Annotated in this window: 23 protein-coding genes, 1 tRNA gene and 1 pseudogene; 21 read left to right on the forward strand and 4 right to left on the reverse strand. The window is 42.4% G+C overall.

Going from position 1 to position 25,822, the window contains the following annotated elements:
* Positions 1-153: 153 nt before the first annotated feature.
* Positions 154-1,614: a DUF6892 domain-containing protein gene (locus GC102_RS33640; protein ID WP_171693359.1), complete on the reverse strand. Its 1,461-nt coding sequence runs from the start codon at positions 1,612-1,614 to the stop codon at positions 154-156.
* 238 nt (positions 1,615-1,852) lie between these two features.
* Here GC102_RS33640 and GC102_RS33645 point away from each other — a divergent pair, with 238 nt between their 5' ends.
* Genes GC102_RS33645 through GC102_RS33660 form a run of 4 tightly spaced genes read left to right on the forward strand, consistent with a single transcriptional unit; the run spans position 1,853 to position 6,027 of the window.
* Complete coding sequence (locus GC102_RS33645) at positions 1,853-3,442, forward strand: spore germination protein (RefSeq protein WP_171693360.1); 1,590 nt, start codon at positions 1,853-1,855, stop codon at positions 3,440-3,442.
* 36 nt (positions 3,443-3,478) lie between these two features.
* The gene (locus GC102_RS33650) at positions 3,479-4,618 is read left to right on the forward strand and encodes a Ger(x)C family spore germination protein (protein ID WP_312883459.1); all 1,140 of its coding nucleotides are present in this window, start codon (positions 3,479-3,481) and stop codon (positions 4,616-4,618) included.
* Positions 4,619-4,654: 36 nt separating this feature from the next.
* Positions 4,655-4,897: a hypothetical protein gene (locus GC102_RS33655; RefSeq protein WP_171693362.1), complete on the forward strand. Its 243-nt coding sequence runs from the start codon at positions 4,655-4,657 to the stop codon at positions 4,895-4,897.
* A 23-nt stretch (positions 4,898-4,920) separates the two neighbouring features.
* Positions 4,921-6,027 carry a GerAB/ArcD/ProY family transporter gene (locus GC102_RS33660; RefSeq protein ID WP_246321270.1) on the forward strand — a complete coding sequence of 369 codons (1,107 nt, stop codon included), beginning with the start codon at positions 4,921-4,923 and terminating at the stop codon, positions 6,025-6,027.
* Between the two features lie 24 nt (positions 6,028-6,051).
* Here the strand turns inward: GC102_RS33660 and GC102_RS33665 are convergent, their stop codons facing one another.
* The gene (locus GC102_RS33665) at positions 6,052-7,533 is read right to left on the reverse strand and encodes a GMC oxidoreductase (protein ID WP_246321271.1); all 1,482 of its coding nucleotides are present in this window, start codon (positions 7,531-7,533) and stop codon (positions 6,052-6,054) included.
* Between the two features lie 34 nt (positions 7,534-7,567).
* The gene (locus GC102_RS33670) at positions 7,568-9,190 is read right to left on the reverse strand and encodes a GMC oxidoreductase (protein WP_246321272.1); all 1,623 of its coding nucleotides are present in this window, start codon (positions 9,188-9,190) and stop codon (positions 7,568-7,570) included.
* Between the two features lie 248 nt (positions 9,191-9,438).
* Here GC102_RS33670 and GC102_RS33675 point away from each other — a divergent pair, with 248 nt between their 5' ends.
* From GC102_RS33675 to GC102_RS33715, 9 genes and pseudogenes are all read left to right on the forward strand, one after another.
* Positions 9,439-9,762, forward strand: a complete 324-nt coding sequence (locus tag GC102_RS33675; RefSeq protein WP_171693363.1) for a hypothetical protein — start codon at positions 9,439-9,441, stop codon at positions 9,760-9,762.
* A gap of 168 nt (positions 9,763-9,930) precedes the next feature.
* Positions 9,931-10,560, forward strand: coding sequence for a class I SAM-dependent methyltransferase (locus GC102_RS33680; protein ID WP_171693364.1), 630 nt, complete (start codon positions 9,931-9,933; stop codon positions 10,558-10,560).
* 121 nt (positions 10,561-10,681) lie between these two features.
* Positions 10,682-11,170, forward strand: a complete 489-nt coding sequence (locus GC102_RS33685; RefSeq protein WP_171693365.1) for an NUDIX hydrolase — start codon at positions 10,682-10,684, stop codon at positions 11,168-11,170.
* 62 nt (positions 11,171-11,232) lie between these two features.
* Positions 11,233-11,472 (forward strand): annotated as a pseudogene (locus tag GC102_RS40795) (hypothetical protein); the annotation flags it as partial.
* A gap of 53 nt (positions 11,473-11,525) precedes the next feature.
* Entirely contained in the window at positions 11,526-12,329 is an 804-nt protein-coding gene (locus tag GC102_RS33695) for a class I SAM-dependent methyltransferase (protein ID WP_171693366.1), read from the forward strand.
* A 107-nt stretch (positions 12,330-12,436) separates the two neighbouring features.
* Positions 12,437-12,498: transfer RNA gene (locus GC102_RS33700), tRNA-Ala, on the forward strand.
* 131 nt (positions 12,499-12,629) lie between these two features.
* A complete protein-coding gene (locus tag GC102_RS33705) occupies positions 12,630-13,304 on the forward strand; it encodes a response regulator transcription factor (protein WP_171693367.1) in 675 nt (224 codons plus the stop codon).
* Positions 13,289-14,398, forward strand: coding sequence for a HAMP domain-containing sensor histidine kinase (locus GC102_RS33710; RefSeq protein WP_171693368.1), 1,110 nt, complete (start codon positions 13,289-13,291; stop codon positions 14,396-14,398). Before GC102_RS33705 ends, GC102_RS33710 begins: the two co-directional genes overlap by 16 nt.
* A gap of 47 nt (positions 14,399-14,445) precedes the next feature.
* Positions 14,446-15,924 (forward strand): serine hydrolase domain-containing protein, encoded by a 1,479-nt coding sequence (locus GC102_RS33715; protein ID WP_171693369.1) that lies wholly within the window; start codon positions 14,446-14,448, stop codon positions 15,922-15,924.
* A gap of 610 nt (positions 15,925-16,534) precedes the next feature.
* On the opposite strand, the gene GC102_RS33720 is transcribed toward GC102_RS33715, so the two are convergent.
* A complete protein-coding gene (locus tag GC102_RS33720) occupies positions 16,535-17,044 on the reverse strand; it encodes a tetratricopeptide repeat protein (protein ID WP_171693370.1) in 510 nt (169 codons plus the stop codon).
* Between the two features lie 256 nt (positions 17,045-17,300).
* Between GC102_RS33720 and GC102_RS33725 the strand changes: the two genes are divergently transcribed.
* The 8 genes from GC102_RS33725 (at position 17,301) to GC102_RS33760 (ending at position 25,679) form a co-directional block, all read left to right on the forward strand.
* Positions 17,301-17,717: a hypothetical protein gene (locus GC102_RS33725; RefSeq protein WP_171693371.1), complete on the forward strand. Its 417-nt coding sequence runs from the start codon at positions 17,301-17,303 to the stop codon at positions 17,715-17,717.
* Between the two features lie 150 nt (positions 17,718-17,867).
* Entirely contained in the window at positions 17,868-18,539 is a 672-nt protein-coding gene (locus GC102_RS33730) for a hypothetical protein (protein ID WP_171693372.1), read from the forward strand.
* Positions 18,540-19,665: 1,126 nt separating this feature from the next.
* Positions 19,666-21,171, forward strand: a complete 1,506-nt coding sequence (locus GC102_RS33735) for an alpha/beta hydrolase family protein (protein ID WP_171693373.1) — start codon at positions 19,666-19,668, stop codon at positions 21,169-21,171.
* Positions 21,172-21,645: 474 nt separating this feature from the next.
* Positions 21,646-21,783 (forward strand): hypothetical protein, encoded by a 138-nt coding sequence (locus GC102_RS33740; protein WP_171693374.1) that lies wholly within the window; start codon positions 21,646-21,648, stop codon positions 21,781-21,783.
* A 198-nt stretch (positions 21,784-21,981) separates the two neighbouring features.
* Positions 21,982-22,758, forward strand: a complete 777-nt coding sequence (locus tag GC102_RS33745; RefSeq protein ID WP_171693375.1) for an SH3 domain-containing protein — start codon at positions 21,982-21,984, stop codon at positions 22,756-22,758.
* Positions 22,759-22,849: 91 nt separating this feature from the next.
* Positions 22,850-22,990 carry an HAD-IA family hydrolase gene (locus GC102_RS40800; RefSeq protein ID WP_216628251.1) on the forward strand — a complete coding sequence of 47 codons (141 nt, stop codon included), beginning with the start codon at positions 22,850-22,852 and terminating at the stop codon, positions 22,988-22,990.
* Positions 22,991-23,481: 491 nt separating this feature from the next.
* The gene (locus GC102_RS33755) at positions 23,482-23,907 is read left to right on the forward strand and encodes an NUDIX hydrolase (RefSeq protein ID WP_171693376.1); all 426 of its coding nucleotides are present in this window, start codon (positions 23,482-23,484) and stop codon (positions 23,905-23,907) included.
* Between the two features lie 926 nt (positions 23,908-24,833).
* The gene (locus GC102_RS33760; protein WP_171693377.1) at positions 24,834-25,679 is read left to right on the forward strand and encodes an AraC family transcriptional regulator; all 846 of its coding nucleotides are present in this window, start codon (positions 24,834-24,836) and stop codon (positions 25,677-25,679) included.
* Positions 25,680-25,822: the final 143 nt, after the last annotated feature.

Raw genomic sequence — 25,822 nt, forward strand, 5'->3', positions numbered from 1 at the left:
TACTTTATGGAGGTAATCAATGAAGGTTATTACTACTGTAAAGGAAACGCAGGCAGAAATAATCTAGCAAACTGAAGGCGCCTCCAACAGATGAATAGTGAAGAAACCGATATATCAGTGATGCCTGGGATGGATCACGAGATGGAATCAAAATTATTCAATGACTATACCTCTCTGTTCCAGTTCTGAAGTATCTGCCATAAGCATGCTCATAACAGAGAGAGTCGTTAGATTTGGCAAATGAGAGGCATCTTCCAACGAGTGAACATCAAATAGTTCGTCTTCGCCAGCCCAAAAGGGGACGATTTGTGTATAGATCTGTAATCCTCCGTCAAAAATCAGCTCTTTTACATGCGCCAGATGGTCCGAAGTCAGGACAAGCTCTTCGAAATACGTTTGGGCTTCAGGAATGATCTCATATCCTTCATCCTCGATATTGATATCTCTTTCAAAATAATCGGCAACAAATGCGTATAGATCAAAAGCAGGCTCAAGGATATTTTGTCTGTACATCAACTCTTCGATAACGACTAATTTAAAATTAAAATCTTTGAATGAAATCCCCTCTGTGGATGACTTGGTAGAAGAGGACTGTTTCTTTGTCGTTTTGGACTTTAGTGCTAACGCGTCATCGAATAGCTGCACAATTTTATCATACATTGGTGTTGAACGATTTGTAACTATAAGCAATTGCAGTACCTTCTGTCGATCTTTCGATTTGGCCACTAACTTTATTCCATTTTCCTGCAAAGAATAAAAAACAAAATTTTGCGTAAAAAAATCAAATTGTACATCCGTCCATTGGATCAAATAAGACTCGAGATAGGGCAAGATTGTTATCGTTCTTTTTTGCTTTAGCAAAGAGAAGTCGCTGTCCCCTAGAAAATCGTAGGCAATATCATAGAAGAATGATCCGTAATCATCCTCGTTACTAGGTGCAGTTAGCGTGACGAAATAATGAATTAGATTCGCTGCTTCACTCCCAAAATGAGGGTGATGTTTAAGAAGTGCTCCTGTAATATTATTGCAGCTAACATAACAAGTCGTAATTAGCTTAGGAATGAACATCGAGACAGCTTGCCGTAAATCATCATCGCCTTCGTAATGGGTATGATAAAAATAGAGGTGGGTCAGATCAGCGGCAATTCCCCCCCCCCAATGTTCGTTATCTGTACCTTCCTTACGCACAGCTTGTTCGATATAGGCATCAATCAACTTTAATACCCGTGTATGATTGCTTCTTAAGGCTTTGCGATTATCAGCGATTTCCGTTTCAACAAATGCGTTGGAAAGATGCAAGACATTGCCCGCAGCATACGTATTATTTATAAGAGCAAACTCAAACATACTCAGCATGCTATCGTAATACCACATCAATTGATCATCAGCTTGATTGCAAAAGAGGGTCCAGGCTTCGATTATCTGGTTCCTGGCTGATTTGAAACGTTTATCATCCTGATCCAGTTTCATCACAAAGTGGAAGGAAGATTCGATGAGAACAAACTGCTCCTCCACCGATATTCGTCTTTCTTTAATTACAGTCAATAATCTCTTAGCTGTCATGGAAGCATTCGCATCCGTCTGCAACGATAACCATTCATGTAAAGTTTTCATCAGACTCTCTCTCTCCTCGTTGTCCGATCATAGAATATCCGCTAGAATGTTCAGGGACCAATATTGGAAGCAGCTTGCCGCTAGTTAGGGATAATCCGAAAGACGAAACAAACAGCAAGTTAGCAAAAGTGGACAACGAGGATGTATAGATCGATACATAATCCTTGTTCGTGTATAACAATACATATTATGGGAAAATATAAGCCGAATACAATTGAAATAAGGGAGGGGAGTCTGAATGAATTTGATCAAATTATTCAGGAGACATCACTCAACCCGTTCATTCACTAAGGAAATATCACAGGATGCAGCTAAGCAGGAATCACTGAAAGCGCATGAACCGATTCCATCGAGTCTGATTGAAAGCAGAAAGCATTTGGAACAAATTTTCGCAGACTGTAAGGACATGATTTTCATACCGTGGCATTATGGGCCCAATCTCCAATATGAGGCGATGGCCATTTATTGTATAACATTGGTTCAGGACAAAAAGGAAAATTTTTTTAAAACCGCCATGCAGGATCTGGTTAGCTATCAAATAGGACCAGCCACAGATATCACACCCGAGGATGTGAGCAACTTTTTCGAGAAGCATGGGGCTTCATCTGAAACAGCGCATACGATCGGAGATATGGACAAAGCGGTTCATGATATTTTAGAAGGAAACGTCATTGTCTTTTTCGATCAGTGGGACAAGGCGCTGAGCTTCAGAGCGGTAACGCTTCAAGAGAGACAAGTGACGGAAAGCTTAACGGAGTCTGTGGTGCGAGGTCCGCACGAGAGCACGGTAGAAAATCTGAAAAAAAATATCGGGCTGATCCGGATACGGTTGAAAACCGCCGATTTTAAATTAGAACTCTTCAATGCCGGAGGGAAATCGAATTCCGAAGTCGCTTACGGTTATATCGAAGGGAACGTGAACCCGGAAACGCTGGCGGTGTTTCAAGAGCGGATTGCGCCTGCCAAAGAACAAGACATACTGGAAACCTCCTATATCGAAGAACTGCTTGAAGAATCGGTGTATTCGCCGTTTCCACAATTCCGGGTTACGGAACGTCCAGATGTTGCTGCTGCCGCTCTCTTGGACGGGAAGATTATTGTGATGGTCTCAGGCAGCCCGTCGATCCTTATTTGTCCCGGTCTTTTTCTGGAGTTTCTGCAGTCTCCCGAAGATTATTACCATAGAACGGTTTTTTCGTCCGTCATCCGGATGCTAAGGTTGGTCGCTTTTATCTTGACCATAGCGCTTCCTAGCATCTATATCGCGTTGACCACCTTTAGTCCCGAGTTGATTCCAACCGTGCTGTTGCTTGCGATTCTCAACACGCGCGAAGGAATTCCCTTTCCAGCCTTTATGGAGGCGCTGCTCATGACCTTCTTCTTCGAAATCCTGGTCGAAGCGGGGATTCGTCTGCCGCGTCCCGTCGGCTCTGCCGTGAGTATCGTGGGGGCGCTGGTTATCGGCGAAGCGGCCATCAACGCAGGCATCGCTTCCCCGATCATGGTCGTCGTAGTAGCCCTTACCGGGATCGCCAAATTCTCGCTCCCGCAATTTAATCTCACCGTTGCCGTCCGGATCCTACGTCTTCCGTTGATGTTCCTTTGCGCTTCATTGGGCGGGTTCGGGCTCATGATCGGGTTCCTGTGGATTCTGCTGCATATGACGAGCTTGCGCTCGTTGGGTCAGCCCTATCTGGCTCCTTTGGGACCTCTTCGCCCACGGCAATTGCGAGATGTGTTTGTCCGAGCGCCCTTGAAATCCCTGTTTCGCTCGCCGCGAAACCGACATCAGCATAATAGGTATGCAGAAACCAAGAAAGAAGGTTGAACGGTGAGAACGTTCGGCTTCGCAGCTTTAACTTTTGTGCTCCTTACCCTCTTAACAGGATGCTGGAATAGAATGGAGTTGGACACATACGCCTTTGTTCAGGGAATTGCGATTGATCTTGCGGAGGACGGTAAAAACATAGATCTGACAATCCAATTCTATAAGCCGACCTCAGTAGGCAAAGGGCAAGCCGGAGGACCATCCGGTCAAAGCTTGATCAATATAAAAACAAAAGACATTACCGTGTTTGAAGCAATCCGCGATATGACCATCCATTTCGGCCGAAAAGCACAGTGGAGCCATATGCGGGTCCTGATCATTGGGGAAGAGATTGCCAAAAAACGGAATATCGGAGAAATCGTTGATTTTTTTGCACGGGATCACGAACCGCGGTCGACAGTCAGCGTCATGATTGGTAAAGATAGGGCCGACCTTTATTTGAAAAAAGGCAAGCCGTTTATTGAATCGACCATGGGTCAGCAGTTGCGGGAGTCGGAAAGAATGGCTTACGAATATACAGGCAAATCCTTAAAAACCTCCTTTTTGGATCTGATGATGGAACTGAAAGGTGAAACGGGCGTCGCCGCAATACCTTACCTCTACTTTGACCCAAAGAATAAGCCGGCCACCTCTCCTGTTACCGGACTGGCACTAATGAAGAAGGGGAAATTGATTTCTACGATTTCATCCAAAAAAATCGAAAGCCTGCTGATACTGATGGACAAATATAGATTCGGCATTATCCAATTGGCTTGTCCGGGGGAGAGCAAAAAGAAAATGAAGAAAGTGGAAGCCATTGAAGTGGAGTCGGCCAAGACGAAACTGGACGTGAAGATCAAGGGAGATTCGGCTGCCGTCCATGTATCGACCAAAATAAAAGGCTATTCCGGTGAACTCGTCTGTACGACCCTGATAACCCCGGAAGATGTAGCGAAGTATAATGAAAGAGTCAAAAAGTTAATCGAGCGGGATTTAAAAAGTACCGTAGCTTATTTCCAAGAACAAAAATTGGATGTGATTGGAATTGGAAATCGCGTATACCGCCAAGATCCTGCACAATGGAAACGTTGGAAGCCGAATTGGGAAGAGCGGTTTGCCAGTATTCCATTTACCTTTGAGGTTGAGGTGAGCGTAATTAATACGGGTGCGAACCTTGGTATACCGGTAGCCAAATAGTACTGCCTTGCAATGCGGACGAATGGGGAGATAAGCTTGGTCCAGAAAATAATGATGTTGATTGTGATATACATCGCCATTTTTGCTTATGACTTCCTGAAACTGAAGAATACAAGCAGCAGGGAGCGGCTCGTGTATGGTATGTTGATGATCGCCGCTCTGTATCCCAGTCTTATCTATGCGCTAGAACTGCGCTGGCCGAATCTGGACGAATGGTTTCATTTCTTTTTGAAAGAACCGGCAAAACGCATTGTGGAGTCGGTCAAACTTCCATCTTAACGGTTAATGTGAGGTGTACGGTAATGATGAATAAGCGGATTTCGGTCAGTTCGCGGCAAATGGCGACGCTATTTCTCTCCTTTCTAACCGGTTCGGCGATTGTCAATATACCGGCACCTTTGACGGGGGCTGCGAAAAACGCCGCATGGATGTCGCTGTGGATGGCTAATGGACTCGGGATGCTTTTGTTGTTCTGTATCCTTTATCTGCATCGGAAATATCCTGATCTAACGCTCATCCAGTACAGTCGACAGGCCCTCGGAAGGGTGATGACCGTTATAATCGCTGTTCCTTTCTTATTGATATTCTTCGACATGCTGGCTGATATTGTGGGAGACATCGGCGGATTTTTCAAGAGCACGATGATGAGGGAAACGCCCACCTATGTTTTTCACATATTGGTACTTTTCACTGCGGCTATGACCGTGCGATCGGGTATTGAGGTCATGGCGAGGATGTTCACTTTGCTGGTTATCACGATTTTTATGTTCAGCGCGGTAGTTATGCTTTTAATGATTCCTAATTACAACGTAGAGCTGCTTATGCCCTTATTACCGGATGGTTTCAAACCGGTTCTGCACGGTGCATATATCGCTTGGGGATTTCCTTACGCAGAAATGATCCTGTTTTCGATGGTTCTTCCGTTTGCTAGACCGGACCAAGAGCCTTTGGGTAAATTTATGTTCGTCGTGCTTCTCATCAGCGGGATTTCGCTAACCTTAGTCATTGTATGCACGATCATGGCGCTAGGGCCGCTGGCCGCGAATATTAAGTTTTCCTTATTTACTCTTGCGCGTATGATTGAACTCGCGGAAGTTATTGAACGGGTCGAATCTGTGATTGGCTTGGCTTTGATCGTCGGCTCTTATATGAAAGCAAGCATTGTGCTGTTCGCGATCAATTTGGGGTTATCCCAATTATTCCGGTTACAGGATGAACGGATCCTGATTTTTCCGATAACGTTTGTGGCGCTGCTGCTCTCGCTAACAATGTTCAGGAACGATTTCGAATTCATGGAACATGTTGGGACCGTTTGGCCTTTATTAATAACGGTGACTGGCGTTGTTCCCATTCTTTTGCTGACGATTGTAACAGCGTTTAAGAGTCGGCGAAAGCAAGAGTCAAGTTAGGACATCGTTGTACCAAGAGGCTGCTCATTCATGATACTGTGAAAGGATATAATCCGCTGTGCGAATTGCCAATGCAACGGTTGTCAATGTCGGGTTAGCTGCTCCGGTAAGCAGCAATACGCTGTTATCAGCCGCATAGAGACCAGGTACGCCGTGGATTTGCCCATACTGGTTTGTTGCTGAGGTGGCGGGATCATTCCCCATTCGGCACGTTCCCGCCTCATGATTGTCAAGACCGGGAGGTAAGAGACTAGGGTTTTCGTAAAAATCCAAACCCATTGCTGCAGCTGCCCTTCGAATTGAAGCCGTCAGCTCGCGGATAACGGTTTTATCCTGAGAACTATACGAAAATTGCACCTTTAATAAAGGCACTCCGAATGAATCGCGTCTGATCGGGTCGAGGCTGACATGGTTTTCGAATCGCGGTTCGAGAGTTGCCAAGCCGAAAAATCCAAGTCGTAGTTCATCAAGAAGTTTTCTTTCTTTATAATGGTACCACCAATAATCCAAAGGATCCGTCCCTAAAGTGAAAAACATATATTTCCGATCTGCCGCACTTGGAACCATGATAGCCGCATTTCCCAACACTTCGGGAAATTGATTGCGGTTTATTTTTGCTGCCGCAATGACTGTGGGTTGGTTCACCAAATATCTGCCAATGGCTTCCCCGGGAATATGGGAGTTCAGTAGAATACGAGGTGTTTCAAAGGTACTGGCGGAAAGGATTACCGTCTTAGCTCTGATGGTAGAGGTTTTACCGTCGGAAGTAACCACCTTCACGCCTGCGGCTCTTCCTTTCTCGGTCAGAACCTGTACAGCCCGCGTATTTACAGCCAGATCAAAGGGCTTCATATTGAGAGCGTAAGCCATAAATATTATGGAACTAAAAAAGACATTCGAATGGAGCTGACCGTATCGGGTAACATCAAGGTCAACAGCCATAGGAAGGTCAGTGGCATCCGGAAATCCGCCGAAGCGAAGGCGATGGAGAAGTTTTTCCTGAAGTGCGGATCCCTTTGCGTATGCATCGGTTACATTCATGATTTGTTCAGCCGTAAGGTAATAGGGAACCAGTTCTTGATAGGAAATCGGCCAAGATTTGATTTCTTCGGGCAGCAAGCGGGGACACATTAAATACCAGTGAAGGGTTCTTCCGCCTAAAGCTCTAAATATTCTCGCCCCCGGATAATCCGGCCATAAGTTCCCGATTTGTTCCGCATAGTGAGGACTATCAATAAATTGAGTAAACCGCGTTTGATCGAAAGTAGGCAAATTATGAGCATGGGTCGGCAGCAAAAGATCCCCGGCCTCGATCATCCCGATCCGCATGCCCTTATTTTTCGATTGTTCGATTAATCTCCAGAGAGCTGCCCCGCCTCCTGCGCCGCTGCCGACAATAAGCACGTCATAATCGGTTTCAGCCATTTTCTCGATCGGAGTCAAGGGAATCCACGGCATCTTTGCAGGTTGTGACTGATAGGTAGTGGCATCGCTGTTTTCGGTCAATTTTAACTCCCTCCCTTCAGACAAAATGGATGTGCTATTTCATTTGAGCGACGATATGATCTGCTGTACGAATGGCCAATGCGACCGTAGTTAGCGTCGGATTTGCCGGCGAAGTCAGATTTAGAATGCTGTTGTCAGCTATGTATAGACCGGCTATGCCATGCACTTGACCAAAGCGGTTGGTGACCGAAGTAGCGGGATTGTCCCCCATTCGGCACGTTCCGGCCTCGTGGTTGTCATTTCCGGGCGGTGTCAGCTGGGGCGGACTATCGAGCGATAATCCCGCTGCGGAGGCGTATTCTATTATGGAATCATGCATTTCTCGGTGAAGTGCCTGATCCTTATCGCTGTAAGAAAAGTGTACGTTAAGCAGGGGGACGCCGTAAGCATCCCGTTGATTCGGGTCAAGACTGACGTAATTGTCGGCCCGCGGTTCCACGATTCCATAACCGTGCATTTCCATAGGCTCTTTTTTTAGAAGAGGTTTTTCTGTATAGTCGTAATAATAATCGTTGAAAATCTGGAGCTGATAGTTCCGCTCAACAGAACCCGGAAGAAAAAGGAGGGCGACGCCAAATACTTCTGGGAATAAATCCCGGTTAACAGTTCCAGTCGCAATAAACATAGGATGGAGCGCCAAATATTTCCCGATCGCTTCGCCAGGGATATTTGAATTAAGCAGAAGGCGCGGGGTTTCCCAGGTGCTGGCGGAGACGATGATCGTCTTGGCAGTCAGCGTATACGTTTGTTTATCTGCTGTCATAACCTTGACGCCTGTGGCTTTTCCTTGTTCCGTCAAAATTTGCACGGCGCGCGTATTTACGGACAGATCAAATTTTCGGATATTTAAGGCGTATGCAAGAAAATCAATGGAACTGAAATAAACATTTGAGTGGACCTGCCCGTATTTCGTGCCTGCAAGATCTGTGGCTAAAGGAACATCTGTTGTCTCTGGAAAACCACCCATTAGAAGGCGTTCAATAAGCATTTCCTGCAGAGCGGAACCTTTGGTGTAGAGGTTGGTCACATTCATTATTTTTTCTGCGATCGTATAATAAGGAACAAGATCCTTATAGGTGATCGGCCACGTTCTGAACGCTGTAGGATCAAAACGGGGGGACAATCCATACCATATCAGGGTTCTTCCGCCTAAGCCTCTGACGATTTTCGCTTTCTGAAAATCCGGCCATCTATCTCCGGCATAATCTGCAATCCGCTCCCAGTATTCGATTACGCGCTGTTCATTTAAAGTGGGCACATTAAACGAATGAGTCGGTAATAACAAGTCTCCGGCCTCGATCATTCCGATCTTCTTGCCGCTTTGCCCCCATTGTTCGCATAGTCTCCAAAGAGCGGCTCCACCCCCTGCCCCGCTGCCGACGATAAGTACATCATAATCGGTCTTTGCCATTTGCTCGACTGAAGTCAGGGGAATCCATTGATCCAAAGTGGTGCCTGATTGGGCAACGGCATCATTGATCCTCCGCATATGTAACAGCGGAGCGGGCAGTTCTATTTGAACATCCGCAGCCAAATTTAAGTCGGAGTTGGAAATGAGTGGATTTAACAACAAGAGGTTTTCTAGTTCACAATAATATCTATCGGCAATTTTTCTTAAAGTATCCCCATGCTCAGTGACATATATATACAAAGGCATCACATCCCTATATCCTTATGATTTCAATAGGAGTATATGAGCTAATACCGTATTATATTATTGCCATGAAAAGTGATTAGAGTGGGAGAATGATGGAGGAACTTCAATTCTCTACTTTACCATATCGTATAAGCTTCAAGCCTAGTAGGGGAGCTGTGAATCAACAGTTGCCCTTGCAGTTGTTGTAGATGGCTTCGCCTTCCCGCAAGCAGTCCAGCGCGGGCCTGCCCCTGAGCCTGCAGGCAACGATGAATTGGGTTTCTGCAAGGCGGCATAAAGGGATTCTAAGAAAGCAAGGCAGTCTTAGCGCAGCCGATTTTTTCTTTTCGAATACGATCAACTCTCTTCTCAGCTTGCGAAAGGCCAGAGCCAATGATTCGCTAAGCTCGTTGGCCTTGTTGCCGTCGTTGACTAGGAATTGCCGCCGGATGCATTTCGATTTGCCCCCATCCGACTTCGGCTTAACGCTGCCCGAAGAGATAACCAAAGATTTTCCGTTCAAGGAGATCTGCAGCACTCCGTTCACCAGCAGGAACAGACTTCTGGTACGTTTTGAAAAACACATTTTCTAGTTAATTACTTTTTATAGAATTTATACAAAACAAATGATTGAAAATGTAGGAGGCGGTACCATTGAAAACAATCCAAAAGATGTATGAACATCTGTTGGAACGGTATAAGCCGACGGGTAAGGGGAATCGTAATTTATTGGAGTTTATAGACATAAAGGAGATAGAGATATGACGGAATTCTGGGAATCAAGTTTTATAGAAAAACAAACGATGTGGGGATTTGAACCTACAGACTCCGCCATCGTGACAAAGGACTTTTTCCTTGAAAGGAATGTTAAGGACATACTGGTACCAGGTATTGGATATGGCAGAAATGCAAAGGTTTTTATTGACAATGGAATAAAAGTAACGGGTATTGAAATTTCAAAAACAGCGATTGATTTGGCGAGTCAAAACGGGCTTGATATTAGTATTTTTCATGGTTCAGTAACTGACATGCCTTTTGATAACAAACTCTATGACGGTATATTTTGCTATGCACTTATTCACTTATTGAATAATCATGAGAGAGATAAGTTTATTAAAGATTGCTATAATCAGTTAAAGCCAAATGGATATATGATTTTTACAACTGTTTCAAAAAAAGCCCCAATGTTTGGAAAGGGCAAACAATTGGATAAAGACTATTTCGAGATAATGGAAGGCGTAAAAATGTTTTTTTATGATTCTGACTCCATAGAACAAGAATTTGACAAATATGGACTGATAGAGTTTTCAGAAATTGACGATCCAAGTAAGAACATGAAAAATAAACCTCCAGTAAAATTTATAATTGTAAAATGTAAGAAAAAACTATAAAGATAATCATATATTTTCAACACTATTCTAAAACATAGCCTTATAGAAAAAAGTATCCCATTGATTATTGGGAGAATCTAGAAATTTATATGGAGGAAAAAGAAGGGTGCTGTGATGACGTATGTTTTTAGTTAATTCTCGTGCAATAATTGAAAGAACTTTGGATGGAACAATCGAAATTGTAGTTCAAACACGAAATAAACCTGGCGAATCTCAACAGATTGAACTTCCTGGTGGGAGAATAGAACAATACGAATCATTAGTAACAGCACTTATTAGAGAAGTAAAGGAAGAGACTGGGCTTGATGTAGTAGAAATTGAAGGTGAGGATACAAGGATTGATACAGTGGGTATCGATCCAAGTTTTGAAGTTGAATGTATAAAACCCTTCGGGGCTTATCAGACCATTAATGGACCCTTTGATTCGGTTGGTGTGTACTTCCGTTGTAAAGTACAAGGTGAGTTATTAAAATTTGGTGATGAAACTAAGAACCCCAGATGGATTACCGTAGAAGAATTAAGACAACTAATGAATGAGGATCCCCTCCAATTTTCCAATGTAGACAGAGCAGGAATTATTTTTTACTTAAAATATATTGAAATGATGTAAAACTATACTAACATGTGCTCTGATTGGCGTGAAATGCTTCGACAAATGTAGCTACGCACCGTGTAATTGCTGTGGTTAAAGAACTATTAAATAGTCGGTTTGAAAATATTATAATAGCTTCACATGGAAATCTCATATCTCTGCTCTTGAAATATTTTGATGATCGGATTGGGTATGAGGAGTGGGGAAACCTGTCTAATCCAGACGTGTTCCACCTCTCCTTTATGAAGGATACTCCAAATATAGAACGAATTAACTTAAACCATCTTACCACTTTCCTTTTATTGGGTTTAACTGCATAATTAAACTAACTCTTTGCAGATATAAAATTTTCCAATGAAAGAGGGGGAGTTACGTGAATAACAGCACGAATGTCATCAAAGATAATTGGAATCAGTGGTCTGAAACCTGGTATCAAAAGTACAGAACAGATGAAGTCATAACAAAAATTATTACTTCTCCTAAGTCAGCATTTCACCATATGACGTATTCCATAATTCAAGAGGCTATACCAGATTTGAATGGCAAACGAGTTTTGGTTCCTTCAAGTGGCGATAATCATGCCGTATTTGCTTTTCATTTAATGGGTGCAAAAGTGACTTCTTGCGATATTTCGGAGAAGCAATTGGAAAACGGTTACGCTATTGCAAAGAAACATGATTGGGATATTGAATTCATATGCGACGATACAATGAAATTAACTAAAATAAATAGCAAAGAATATGACTTTGTATACACATCAAATGGAGTTCATGTTTGGATTAACGATTTAAAATCCATGTACAACAATATTCAGAGGGTACTTAAGCAAGATGGGACATACATAATGTTCGATATACATCCGTTCATGCGTCCCTTTGGAATAGCATCGAGAGAAACCATAAAAGTGGAAAAACCATACGATTTAATAGGTCCTTTTGGAGAAGTACCAACCTTTAAGTGGCGTATGCAAGATATTATGAACGCTATAATATCTTCAAATTTTAACGTTAGGCGTATTGAAGAAATGTATGCAGAGGATGGTTCGTTTTGGGTGGACGATTCAACCGATGAGGGAGAACGTTTGTCTGAACAAGACCTTGAAAACTATTGCAACTGGCATAAAAATCCCTTAGCAGCTATTCCTCAATGGCTATCAATAAAAGCAATTAAAGTGTAGTTGCTCATCTAACGGAAACGATAGCTGAATAAACACAAAGAAACGGCAGCCGATTCATGGCTGCCGTTTTCTGAACTCACGGCAGTATAGTGGAAAAGAAGAGGTGTAACTCAGTTGGGAGAGCGCATCGCTGGCAGCGATGAGGTTAGGGGTTCGATCCCTCTAAGCTCCGTAAAGAAAGAGCCTCATCAGGGCCCCGCAAAGTAACCGGAGTAGGCGCCGTTATTACCGCTTGGGATGCCAAACGATTTTTGTTATGCTGGATATAGATGATTTGAAATGGGGAAGCAGGGAATGCATATGAAAAAGATACTGATCATAGATGATGAAGCCGATCTTCGAAAACTGCTGACGGACTACTTTGAAATTAATGGGTATTTCGTTATGACGGCCAAGAACGGCAATGAGGCATTGCGGCAAATTGAAAATCAACCGGACCTTGTTTTGCTGGATATCAATATGCCTGAACTTAATGGTCTTGAATTATGCAGGAAAATCCGGCACTTTGTGTCCTGCCCTATTTTATTTCTAACAGCCCGCGTTGAGGATGCGGATAAAATATCAGGGTTTCAGGCCGGAGGGGATGATTATATTCTAAAGCCGTTCAGTATCCATGAACTTGGCGCAAGAGTAGAGGCGCATTTACGCAGGGAAATGCGAAGTCAAAATAAAACGTCGATAAAGTTTAGTGAAGATTTGGTCATTGATTATTCGGCTCGTGCGCTTTACTTCCATGACGTACAAATTTCCCTGGCTAAAAAGGAGTTCGATATTATAGAGCTGTTGTCGACACATCCCGGAATGGTGTTTGATAAAGAGCACATTTATGAAAAAGTATGGGGTTTGGACGATGAAGGCGACAGCACCGTGATAGCGGAACATATCAGGCGAATTCGTTTCAAATTGAAAGAGCATGGCTGCGAAAACAGGATAGAAACAGTCTGGGGAGTTGGATACAAATGGCGAAAATCATAAGCTGGCTGCGACTGAAGCATATGACCTTGCTGCAATCATTCATCTTTTTATGCTGTCTTACGCTCATCACCGTTCTAGTCGTCATCGTATTAGAGTTTAGATGGGCGGAAAGCATACGGCTACGATTTGCCGACCATTCTTCCGTAAACGATTGGGTGTTACCTTCACTAGTTGCGATGGTGATGTTTACTGTTGCCGGCGGTATTGTCCTGATGGCCAGCCTCTTTTATAGATGGAAACTGAAAAAGCCGCTTGAAATACTGATGAAGGCATCGGAGAAAATATCGGCGAACGATTTGGGGTTTCATATTTCTTATGATGGTAAGGATGAGATGGGCGAGCTATGCCGTGTATTTGAAAAAATGCGCGGTCAATTGGAAAAAAATCATAAAGCTCTTTGGCGATCAGTTGAGGAACGCAAACAACTTAATGCTATTTTTGCCCATGACCTAAGGACGCCTTTATCTGTCCTGAAAGGATATTCCGAGTTTCTGACCACCTATCTGCCCCAAAACAACATATCCGAGGAAAAACTCCTGGACACGATTCAAACCATGAAAGTCCATATTGTACGTCTTGAAAGCTACACGGAGGCCATGAATTCGATTCAGAAGCTGGAGGACATGCCGGTACACAGCCATGCGGTTGAAATGGATCTTCTGACCTCCTTGCTGAATGACATCGCCCGACAAATAACCGGACAATGCGGCAAAACTTTCGGCTCGTCCATTGCTGCAGATTCGAAAAAAATAGCTGTCGATATACATTTGGTGATGCAGGTTTTTGAGAATTTGATAGCTAATGGAGCGCGTTATGCTTCCAGTTATGTGAATATTCATTATAGCGTCTGCAAGGGCTTTTTTTCCATAACAGTCACGGATGACGGCGCCGGTTTTTCTGACGTAGCGCTTCAAAAGGCTGTGCTTCCTTTTTATCGCGGAGAAGTATGGGATGCGAATGCGCATCATGGGCTGGGACTTTATATTAGCAAAGTACTGTGCGAAAAGCATGAGGGGAGTCTGCATGTAGAAAACGGCTCCGATGGCGGCGGAAACGTAACAGCAAGTTTCTTTACGGGGTTGATAAATAGTTGATAATTATCAATTAGCATTTCCTTATCATATTATTAAGGAGTGCTACTATGACAATCGCGAAAAAGAAAATATGTCTATGCTTGAGTTGTTTACTGCTGATGTTGTCAATCTTGGCTAAACCTGTTTCCGCAATTGAAGTCCGAAACAAAACTGAAATACAGCATGAAATTGATGACTACGTCATAAAAAACATGAAAGTCAATCATATTAAAGGCGCGGCTCTTGCAATAGCAAATAACGAAGAGTTGTTCTATGCACAAGGTTACGGTACATTTTCAGATGGTCGCGATATAACCGGCAGTACCCCCTTTCCCATTGCTTCGTTAAGTAAATCTTTTACGGCACTAGCCGTCCTGCAGATGGTGGAAAAAGGACTAATCGACCTTGATGCGCCATACACATCTTACTTTCCTGACCTCTCACCTGAGGACGAACGTGTTCGCGATATTACGGTCCGGAATTTGCTGAATCAGACAAGCGGTCTTAATGACAAAGTGAATCCCGACATGACAAATTCCCCACAATATCAATCGCTGCAAGAGAGTAACCAATCGTTGAACACGGTTAAGCTTGCCATTGATCCTGGAACAGCCTTTAGCTACCACAATCCTAACTATCAATATTTGGCTCTTCTTGTGGAGAAAGTAAGCGGACAGAGCTTCTCTGCTTATCTGGAAAAGAATATATTTAAGCCTTTAGGGATGGGCCATACCTTCAACGTCAGTACCACACAGCAAATCAATGAGAATCCTGCCATTCCGCGGGGACACTATCTATTATTTGGCTATCCTGTAAACCAAGCCGAACCCTTCTGGTTTATTGACGGTCCCGCCGGTATTATGTCAACTGCAGAAGACATGACAAAGTGGATGCTTGCCCAATATAATGGCCGTCTTCTTGACCCAGAGCTGATGGAGCAATACCATACAGCCGGACAGAGCAGCCCGTATGGAATGGGGTGGCTTGCAGAAGAGGATGAACATGGGGGCCGGACGATTTCCCATAGTGGAATTTTCTGGACGTATAAGGCGGAAGAAACGATTTATTTGGATCAACAGCTGGGCATCACGATGATGTTTAACTCCGGTTTAAACGCATTTATCGATTATTCAGCTTTTGTCGACGGGATCGCACGGATTATAAAGGGCGAAAAGTCCGAAACTTCTATTGTTAACAGCAGAAACATGGAGAGGGTTATGATTCTACTGGTGATTACGACGTTTCTTTGGGGTTTATATACACACTTTCGTATGAATAGGAGCAAAAAAGGAATCACGACCGGAAAATTGATTTTTTCATCGGTCGGGAGACTGCTTCCTATCTTGATCCTCTTGTTTCTATCACCACTAACTACATTTATTGGCGCTGGGCGAGTTTTACCTTGGTTCGGACTATGGACTACCATGCCATCTCTGATTATATGGCTTGTTGTTTTATCGCTGGTAAATATAACGATTTTGGTATGCCGTTTCGGATTGTATTTTCGTACTAAGAAGAGGAGTAATTTTGAAACTGACGCCCGATGAAGTCGCGTGCCTGGAAGACGGGCATCTATGTTCTGATTCAACAGTAAAACCGTTAGCCGGTGATTTTACCAGACAAAAAGTTGTATAGTATCCACACCAGAAATAAAGCAATCAATATTCCAATAAGTATCATTATATTTTTATTTCTGGATAAACCTGACCTCTTAATTTCTACCCATAGATCTTTAATATCTCTATGAAGAATCCCGAAATTCAACATGAATATGAGAAACAGAATCAAAATAGCTATTAGTCCAACAATAATGCCCATAATAACTCCCATACATGCAACCTTCCATAGTTCCCTTTTAATTGGTATTCCCCAAATAGACCGTAAAATATTTCGGTACAATAGAGTTGCGGTTGGTGAGTTCCGTTTATGAAGTTTATAAATGACCGTACGAGATTGGATGATATGTCAAAAAAGCTTTGACCTGATTCAGCTAACGGAACAAGATAGAACAATAATAATACAGGCTGCCGGAATACTCGGCAGCCTGTTCAAGTAACGGGCCTAATAAATCAAAAGCAGCAGCCTCTATTAAGAAGCTGCTTTTTAGTAATTCGTCAGTCAATGGATGTTCGTTCGTCCTATGTAATAAGGTAATGTTCAATCGGCAGTTTCATCAAGGTCTTCGTTGTAAGCCAATATCCCGCGCTTAAAATAATGAAGCTTTTCGTCAGAAGTAGTTTCCATTAAATTGGTGACCAACAGTTCGACGCTTTCCTTGTAGTTTTGGCTATTGTACAGCGCCATGGCGAGAAACACTTGAATTGCCCGGTTCTCCGGAAATTCCTTAGCGCCTCTGCGCAAAGTCTCCACCGCTTTTTCGTAGTCCCCCCAGTAGCGATATGTACTCCCCAGACCCATTAGGCATCTTTCTAGATCAGGACCAGATAGGCCCAATTCAAGTGCTCGCACATAAAATGGAATTGCCTGACGTCCCATGCCAGAATTGTCATGCGCGATTCCGGTTTGGTAGTTGATCTCCGCATCATCAGGATAATTGGACAATAGTTCTAATAGGTGCTCGCGAACCTCGCTTAAGATCGCTAAATCTTGCTTGGCTCGTCCTTCTTCGCGCCGTTCAATCAATTTGCTAAAATTGTCTCTAGTCATATGTTCACCATCCTATGTTTGGCAGTCTGTTGAGATAAGACAATCTTAACATAAAGCTGGCGCTCATGAAGCTGCCACGAAATCGATCGGCAGCCTCATTAAGCTAAAGGGTAGTTTAACTTGGAAGAGTTAACCTGAAAAATTCAGACTCAATCGAACTTTATAATAATTCATTTTTTTGATACAGTGCAGTGCATTAATAAAGGAGGGGCGGAAACTGGATAAAATAAAGTTAGCAAAAATTGAGGGGTATTTATTGGCATTCTCTTTATTACATACCAGGAATATTGGTTATACGTTTGAATTTACAGAACTTGAATATCACGATGATGTTCTTATTTCTTTTATTAACGCTTTAAAATTAAACAAAGGCGAAGAAGTGATTGCAAAAGTAACTCCCATCTTGGATTGGAAGGAGGAATTAAAAGTTCTTTGTGATAAATGGTTTTTTGAGATTGGTTATACCTTTAATCGAAATGATGAACCAGTTAGATTTTGTAAAGAGTTTAGTATTAATGGTTTCATTGATTTAATGAGCAATTTTTTCGAAAGTGATTTCACGATATATAAAGTAGATAGTGAACCAAACTTTTTTGCTGAAATTTATTGGGATGATTTGATTTTTGTTTGCAACAATAAACAGTTCCTACTTCATTTTGGGATTTATGATTAAGCTAACGGAAACGATAGTTGAGGGGAGGGATCGCTTCGCGGTTCCTCTTATGATCATTGATGTAACGAGCAGAAATCTATAACAAATAATTCTGGATAAAAAAAGATTAATCTGATAGTATAAGGAAAATTTAAGTGGGGTGGTTATTAAATGAAGAGAAAGATTGGTTGTTTGCATGCCCACTACTCTAATATTGAGTATATTCAAAAAGCTATTGCTTCAAATGATTTGGAGTTAGTACACTTTGTCGACCCAGGCTTAATGAGTAGAATCGCATCAGATGAAACTTTTGATTTAACAAAAGCCCAAAACAAAGTAAATGAGCAGATTGAATGGATAGCCAGTACCAAGGTTGATGCAATTCTAATTACATGTACTAACTACATTGCTCTTCTCGACGATGAAAAACTTAAGACATCAGTTCCTATCATAAAAATTGACGAACCGTTTTTCCATTATGTTTGCAGTATAACAGAGCCACAAGTGCTACTATTTACTAATCCAGCAACAGTCGAAGGAACGATGAAAAGACTTAATGAATTTGCAACTACACATGCAAAACCAATTAATATCGACGTACAAATCATAGAGAATACATTCGAGTTAATAATGCAGGGGAAAAAAGAGCAATATGTAAACGAATTATCCAATTATATTAAGGGTTTGCTTATCTCTAATCAAAACAAGATCGTATCTGTCGCTCAATTATCTATGGTCGAAACTGCCGAAAAAATAGAGTGTGAAATGGGTTTGAAAATCGGAAATCCATTGAAAACATTAGTAACCCATATTGAATCGAGTTTACAAGGTTTATTCAGCTAACGGATAACGATAGTTAAACATCTGAAGGGCTGCCGTCGTTGCAGCCCTTTACTCTGTTATCGGGCAGATTAGTTAAACAGTTGACTATTTATTGTCTCTCGTAATTAGTCCCAAAATAAATAGGACAACTCCAATAAGTGGAATTATTACTTCAAACAGATGCAATCTTATATGCATATTGTTTTGAACGTAATACATCAGTACAAAGAGAAAAATGCCTGACAGCATTAATTTGTTTGATGGCATTTGTTAAATCACCTCAGTCCAAGTTTATCATATTGCATGAATGAATGTTAAGCTAACGCAGAACGTTAGTTGAATGAGCTCATCTGCATTTATTGTCAGGAGCACTTCAAAACTTATTTGTAATTTACACTTTTTGATCCAAACAACCACTTCAAAACTTTATTTGCGGAAGCTGGAGCGATTGGATTTCGTATGAGGGGAATCCGATTGCGACTGGAGAAGAGTAAGAGCTGAAAGGCCACGTCGGACGCGGGGCGGAGGGCTGTGACAGGTGGTGAGTAAGTGACCTGTTGCAGCCCTTTTTGGGGTTTCTTGTTCAACAGCTTGCAAACAAGAAGTCGAAGAAAGCAGTTACAGTACTCCGGAGCCAACCACAGTCCAGCAGTCGGGTCCAGGTTGGTGTTGAACGCTCTTGAACGTTGCTTCCATCCTTCCACAAACAGGCTTGCCTCGCCTTTTACTTGGGGGCAAGAGTGACTCTGAGGCGTGGAGATGGCTCGGGTCAATTCCCGCTGAATCGTTCGATGACAATCGCTTTCGCCCCGTCGATTTCAAAGCATAAGATCTTCCCTTCGATGATGCTGTTGACCACGTCCCTGAACGACTCATCATGCTTTACATTTAACTGGAAACTTTTTATGCGAGCAAGGAGGGTTCGTCTATGATATTTCGCAAAGAATTGAGCTGTCTTCTCAATTGTGAAACAAACAACCCCGGCCGAAAGGCAGGAGCCTGCACATAACATGCCGTTTTCTGCGCCATCGTAGCGCAACCTTACAAGAGTGTAAGGCAATTGTTATCTAGATCAATGGTATCAACCTAGTTGCTCCTGTATAGTAATCCTATCCATCGATGGGATTAGTTTTTAGGGGGAGTTGGCGTGAGGCTTTTTGAATTGATGCTATTCTTTTCAAGTGCTTGTTTGTTGGCAATCCTGTTCATTTTCAGTCAACGTATCCGAAGATCAGCTTTGCTCCTGACAAGCGGAGCCGGCTCCATTTTTTTAGTGATAAATTTGCTTGTCGAAGGATACAGGGTTCAGCTTTTATTCTTATACGGATTTACGATCCTGATGCTTATGCTTTCGCTTATAGACGTTTTCATAACGCCGAAAGCCGTTCGGACTGCCTCGCGAATCCGTAGGGTGCTGGGCCGCCTGTTTATCGTGATTGGGCTAATCGCAACAGCGTGCTCCCTCTATGTGTTTCCCGTATTCGGCCTTCCGGCGCCAACCGGCGAGTTGAAGGTAGGCACGCAAGTCTTTCATTTCGTCGATCCGAGCCGGGAGGAGACATTTGGCAAAACCGCGACAGGCAAGAGAGAATTGATGGTTCAGGTATGGTATCCGGCTCAAGCTGGCACCGGCGAGTACGCTCCCTTTATCCCCGATACCCGGATTTTACGTTATATGGCGGCGAACTATGGCCTTCCCGGGTTTACTTTTCAACACCTGAAGTACGTATCCAGTCATGCTTATTCGAGGGCAGAAGTCTCTTCGGCACAGACTTCATACCCGCTGATCCTTGCGAATCCCGGCTTCGGATCTTCCAGGTTCCTCCACACGTCGCAAGCCGAAAATCTCGCGAGTCACGGATATATCGTGGCAGTGATCGACCACACCTACAATACATTTGCAACCGAGTTTCCGGACGGTCGAATCGCGACCAGCACAACCAACGACTTATTCTCGCCCGACCATGATTACAGGACGGAAAGCGGAAACCGCGACAAGTTGGGAAAAGTGTTAACCGACGATGTGGCGTTTGCGCTGGACCAATTCGAGCTCATCCAATCGGGGCAGATTCCAAGTCATCTAAAAGGGAGGATTGATCTCGGCCATGTCGGGGTGTTCGGTCATTCCATCGGCGGAGCGACGGCCTATGACGCTTCTTACGATCCGCGAATCGCGGTTGGAATAGACTTAGATGGAGGGCTTTATCGACTGCGTGACAGAGAGGCTCTGCGAAAGCCGTTTTTGTTCATGAACTCGGAAAGCGAATTCGAAAAATTAAAAATGGTGATGGATAACCGGGTCTACACGGATGCAGAGCTTAACCGTATGGGCAACACAAGAGAGTGGATGGATCAAGTAACGGAAGACAAAAAGTTAGAGCTTGAAAGGATGCGCGAAACGGTTGCGGCAGGGGGACAATTCCTCTATATCGACAATACGGAGCATTTGAATTTTACCGACGTACAGTTCATTTCTCCGATTTTCAAAGTGCTGGGCATTACAGGAAAGATTGCGCCCGAAAGAGCGAACTCCGTTATCAATGCTTATATGCTGGATTTCTTCGATATGTATCTAAAAAATCAAGGCGGAATCTTAATGAAAGGACCGGATAGCCGCTTTCCGGAGGTGAAGCTCATAACCTCGCTATTATAATTACGGAACAGGCTGCCGATTTTGCGGCAGCCTGTTCTCTATGAGCTATCGTACCCGCTTCCTTAAGCGTGGCTGCCAAATATGCCAGCAACTCTTGTATGTTGAGCTCTCATACCCATTGTGTCTACTTTCTTGACAGAGGTTCACTTAACACGTTGTATGTTTGGTGGAATAATAGAATCAGTTTCCTTCACTCAATGGGGTAGAGGCAGCAAAACGCAATAAACGTACGTTAACAATTGTGTTGCATTGTGATCCTTGTCTAAAGAAAATAAAGCATTAGACTTTTATAAAATACTAGACTGGCGAGGGTATTAAACTAACGGGCAGTTATGCATGGTCGCGGTCAACTTTTGTTGAATATATACGATTGGCATAAGCATTAAATACAAAAAAAGGAAAATGAAACTTCATTATCCCTCTCGAAATTATAAAGCATACTCAATATAAATATTCAAAATTGGGGGATACAAGATGGGAAAGGCAGATGGGATTTACAATGAATTAGTAAAAGATATTCTTGTATTGGAGCTTGCCTCGCGGAAGCTCCTTTTTTTAGTTCACTCAAGTAACGCGCAAGTTAACGCAATAACACTGCTAGGGGATATTTAAAAATGTCATTAATCATTTTCCTGTAATTAGGAAACTATTACCATATTGGAACGTCTATAAATAAAAGGAAGCTGTAAGAGGTGTGAAAAACTCTAAAGTGGAAAAAGAAGAAACAACAAAACAAACAACCGAACCAACAAAAATGTGCTGCTTTGAACAGTTAAACTAAAGTAAAAGAAAGGGAAAGGTGATCGAAATATGAGAACACTTTCCGTTCTGCTGCTCCTTTGTGGAATCGTCATAGCCTCTGGCTGCCAGCAAGAAAAAACTCTTTCCAAGGCTGTTACTACCTTCGAAGCCGTTCTGGATTCAATCCAGGAAGAGAACGGCCTTCAAATCGACCAAACCTATACCGCACAGGCAGATATTGGCGCTCGGTATGATCCGTCAGAGATTTCAGGGGCTGGGCCGGTGTTTGAAGTGAACAGAGGTGATGCATTTCGCATCTTAGCGAAACAAGACGAGTACGTCCAAGTCGAATCCCAAGATTTGAGAGGTTGGATACCCGTATTCTATTTCAGCAAGGAAGCAGCCAACATTCAAACGGGAGCCCCTTATGAAATGATCGTTGCGAAGGAAGTTCCGGTGGCTTCTTCTCCTGGAGAGAAAGTAAAAGAACCGCATTTGGAATTGTGGGCTGGCAAGGTGGTCCATATTGAAAAATCGTATGGGGATTGGGTGGCTGTGGGCATCGTACAGTATGATGCAGAATATGGTGCAGATATGTGGGTCCCAAAATCCTCCTTACAAGTTTACGGTCCGGCCAATGCCAAGGAGGGTAAGCTTGCGCAGCATTCGCACATCTATGATGAACACGGTCAGATTAAAGAAGAAGAGTGGATCAATCCGGTCTTTATTCAGGAAGAGACGCAAATAGAAAAGATCGGTCCTGTATACCAAATTATTGGTGCGGGAGGACAAACAGGATATATTCGGGTAAAAGATTTTATCCCGAATCCGTTCATTGATAATTAAAATCCTGTAGTAATGCATGCCGAAGGCTTTCGAATTTGGTATTGTCAGTAATTTGCTCCTACTTTAAAGGTGATCTTAGCAGAAAAGGATTTTGCATTATTTCGATCCTATCATCGTTTCGACTGAGGTCGGGCTGGAGAAGCCGGATCCGGCGATATTCCAGCTTGCTCTGAATATGGCGGGGCCGAAAGATATTCTTTATGTTGGGGATCACGAAACGATTGATGTTTAGGCGCAAAATCAAGTCGGTATCGATGCAGTTCGCATTATCCGATATTCCGATCATACCGAGGAAGGTACTCGTTCCTGTTGAATTATTTCATGAAGAAGCAACTTAAGTAAGAAAGGAACTGAGAAGGATGAAGTCATCCATTATGGATGATCCGAAGAAAAAAGAAATAACGAAAAAACGGCACTTTTCGTTTCGGATCAATTATGGGGTATACCTTTCCTGTAAGATTAGAACTCAAGGCATTGGATGTTTAGCAAAGAGAAATAATATGTAAAAAGTAGATTATACATTATCCATATGGCTTTCAGAACTTAATAATTGTAGATATTATTTCTTGTGACAGGATTAAACTACCCTGAATAGTCGAGCAAGAATCTAATTTTCATTTTTTTGTGGTGCCTTACGAGGGGCATGGAGGGACGGGCAGTATACATAAATAGGAAATTAGTGGTAATCTAGTTTTGTTAATTTAAAAAGGGGAGGACGATGAAGTGGCTCCAAAACATATAGTTTCTGCGGCAACAATTGTAGTTAATAAACGTAACGAAATATTATTGATAAAAGGACCTAAACGAGGATGGGAAATGCCAGGAGGGCAGGTTGAAGAAGGTGAATCATTGAAAGATGCAGCGATAAGGGAAACAAAGGAAGAGAGCGGTATAGATATAGAAGTGACAAAGTTTTGTGGTGTTTTTCAAAATGTAAGTGCTAGTATTTGTAACACTTTATTTTTAGGCAGGCCAGTCGGAGGAGAATTAACAACTACCCCTGAGTCTTTAGAAGTAGGATTTTTTCCAATCGAAACAGCATTAGAGATGGTAAATTGGGGGAATTTTAAGCAAAGAATTGAGCTTTGCTTGAATGAGAAGCATCATCCTTTTTATGTTGAATTTTCCATTCCACTTAAGGATTGCTAGAGCTCCATAAGTTTTGAAAAACATAACATGGATATAGTTGGAGAACAAAAAATTGCATAACTCGGGAGCAGTCAATGCGGTTGTTACTTCTTATTTATCAGAGGTAGAAAAATCGAGAATAAAAATTAGAGATAGGTTCACGAATACTATCTCTCAAAGTTTTATTATGGTTTTGAGACGCTGAAATTTACAACTGTTTTTTCATCGTTCATTATACTGGTTAATTTGAAACCAAACTGATTTAGAACATCATCGATTGAAATAAGATATTTACTTTCAGGACTGGAATATCCATTTTGCTCAATGAATCCTTTGACATCTCCCTTTTTGTTTGAAAGCTTTATTTCAAACGAGTTTTTGGGGTTTATTAAAGTGTATTCATTATAAATCAAAGGGAGGTAATTATTATTTCTACAAAAAAGCAGTTATATGTTGGGCTAATTTTCTTCCCGATCATAATATTTTTAAATTGTGTAACCATAATTGGCACACCTCATGTATTTGTTAAAATTATTAATTTAATTTCAATTGTAGCAGTATCAGGTGGTTTGGGAGCATTCATAAGAGAAATCTTTGTTCTGAGAGAAAAGGATAGGACAAAAAAGTTATAGGCTCATGAAACTAACGCAGAACGAGAGTTCTATAACCACTAATTAGGCAGACACACTTAACTTTTTTCAGATCGTACCATCAGTATCTACTAAGTGTCCCATCTTGGTATAATAATATTTAAGAAATTTACGTTGTTTCGTGTTCACATCGTCAAAAAAATTCGACAATACAGGTGAAGATCAGACGTTTAATTTTCACTAGACCGTTTGCCGACCCTTATGCTCTTTCTTCCATCTCACTCCATGTCTCCATACTTGAAATTGTGCTAAAATATAGTCATGGGAACTAGGAACCAAGTTGTTAAGAGAGGTCCAATGACGATGATAAATAAACCCGGCAAGCATGGACCGGTATATCACCTGCCTCCGTTAGGAGAGCCTCCTCCTCTGAGCGTCCAGTTCTTAGGAGTTAATTACTGTGATACAGATTACCGCAATATTCGAAAAATTGCACAAATTACCGTTTTCGGTTTTGTGCTATCAGGGCAAGGCAGTGTTCAGGTCGGTCCCCAAGCCTATATGGCTCGTCAAGGAGATATGTTCATCCTACCTGCAGGCTATTACCATGAAGTTACCTCAGACATAGACCATATGGAGCAATGGAGCTATATATGGCTAAACATTAGCGGAAGCTGGATTCTGAAGATGCTTGAAGCCTACCAACTGCTTTCCCGTGTCGTGACGTCCAGTAGCGGATTGGAACACTTGTTTAAAGAGGCTATTGAAAGCGCTAAACAAAAATCAGTAGAAGAAATGCAAAGTGAGCTGCAGATCATCCTTATACGAATCATTGTCAGCCTCTCCGAAACCTTACGTAAAAGAGGGGAAGCATTAACATCAACGGTTCAAGCTATAAAGCAATTTTTGGATAACAGTATCCTTCATCCTTTCGATCCGACCCAGCTCTCTTCACAAATGGGCATTTCCAATAAGCAGATAAATCGCTTGTTTAAAAGAGAAATCGGAACTACCATCTATAACTATGTCATCTCCAAAAAGATAGAATCCGCTAAACTGATGCTACTCGACACACATCTGACCATAAGTGATATAGGTTATAAGCTTGGATATGTCGATCCGCATTATTTTTCGAACCTGTTCCAAAGCAAAACCGGAGTGAGACCAAGCGCCTTCCGAAAGCAATTTATTAAAATTCAATAAACATGCCGCGAATTATTCAGGAATTGAGAATGATTCTTCACGGCATGTTTTTGTTTTATGGCACAGTAATGGGTGTCCATAATCCTCACCCGGCGTACCGCTTATTCTATTAAAAAGTTGTACAAACCTCGATATACTTAATT

The sequence above is a fragment of the Paenibacillus germinis genome (assembly GCF_013141785.1).
Classification (GTDB): domain Bacteria; phylum Bacillota; class Bacilli; order Paenibacillales; family NBRC-103111; genus Paenibacillus_E; species Paenibacillus_E phytorum.

What these genes read in the sequence shown, in the direction of transcription:
- GC102_RS33670 (WP_246321272.1), bottom strand. Translation starts at nt 9,190, where the DNA reads ATGCCTTTGTATATATATGTCACTGAGCATGGGGATACTTTAAGAAAA.
- GC102_RS33685 (WP_171693365.1), top strand. Translation starts at nt 10,682, where the DNA reads ATGTTTTTAGTTAATTCTCGTGCAATAATTGAAAGAACTTTGGATGGA.
- GC102_RS33710 (WP_171693368.1), top strand. Translation starts at nt 13,289, where the DNA reads ATGGCGAAAATCATAAGCTGGCTGCGACTGAAGCATATGACCTTGCTG.
- GC102_RS33645 (WP_171693360.1), top strand. Translation starts at nt 1,853, where the DNA reads ATGAATTTGATCAAATTATTCAGGAGACATCACTCAACCCGTTCATTC.
- GC102_RS33660 (WP_246321270.1), top strand. Translation starts at nt 4,921, where the DNA reads ATGATGAATAAGCGGATTTCGGTCAGTTCGCGGCAAATGGCGACGCTA.
- GC102_RS33705 (WP_171693367.1), top strand. Translation starts at nt 12,630, where the DNA reads ATGAAAAAGATACTGATCATAGATGATGAAGCCGATCTTCGAAAACTG.
- GC102_RS33730 (WP_171693372.1), top strand. Translation starts at nt 17,868, where the DNA reads ATGAAGAGAAAGATTGGTTGTTTGCATGCCCACTACTCTAATATTGAG.
- GC102_RS33675 (WP_171693363.1), top strand. Translation starts at nt 9,439, where the DNA reads ATGAATTGGGTTTCTGCAAGGCGGCATAAAGGGATTCTAAGAAAGCAA.
- GC102_RS33680 (WP_171693364.1), top strand. Translation starts at nt 9,931, where the DNA reads ATGACGGAATTCTGGGAATCAAGTTTTATAGAAAAACAAACGATGTGG.
- GC102_RS33720 (WP_171693370.1), bottom strand. Translation starts at nt 17,044, where the DNA reads ATGACTAGAGACAATTTTAGCAAATTGATTGAACGGCGCGAAGAAGGA.
- GC102_RS33740 (WP_171693374.1), top strand. Translation starts at nt 21,646, where the DNA reads ATGGGAAAGGCAGATGGGATTTACAATGAATTAGTAAAAGATATTCTT.
- GC102_RS33745 (WP_171693375.1), top strand. Translation starts at nt 21,982, where the DNA reads ATGAGAACACTTTCCGTTCTGCTGCTCCTTTGTGGAATCGTCATAGCC.
- GC102_RS33715 (WP_171693369.1), top strand. Translation starts at nt 14,446, where the DNA reads ATGACAATCGCGAAAAAGAAAATATGTCTATGCTTGAGTTGTTTACTG.
- GC102_RS33640 (WP_171693359.1), bottom strand. Translation starts at nt 1,614, where the DNA reads ATGAAAACTTTACATGAATGGTTATCGTTGCAGACGGATGCGAATGCT.
- GC102_RS33760 (WP_171693377.1), top strand. Translation starts at nt 24,834, where the DNA reads ATGACGATGATAAATAAACCCGGCAAGCATGGACCGGTATATCACCTG.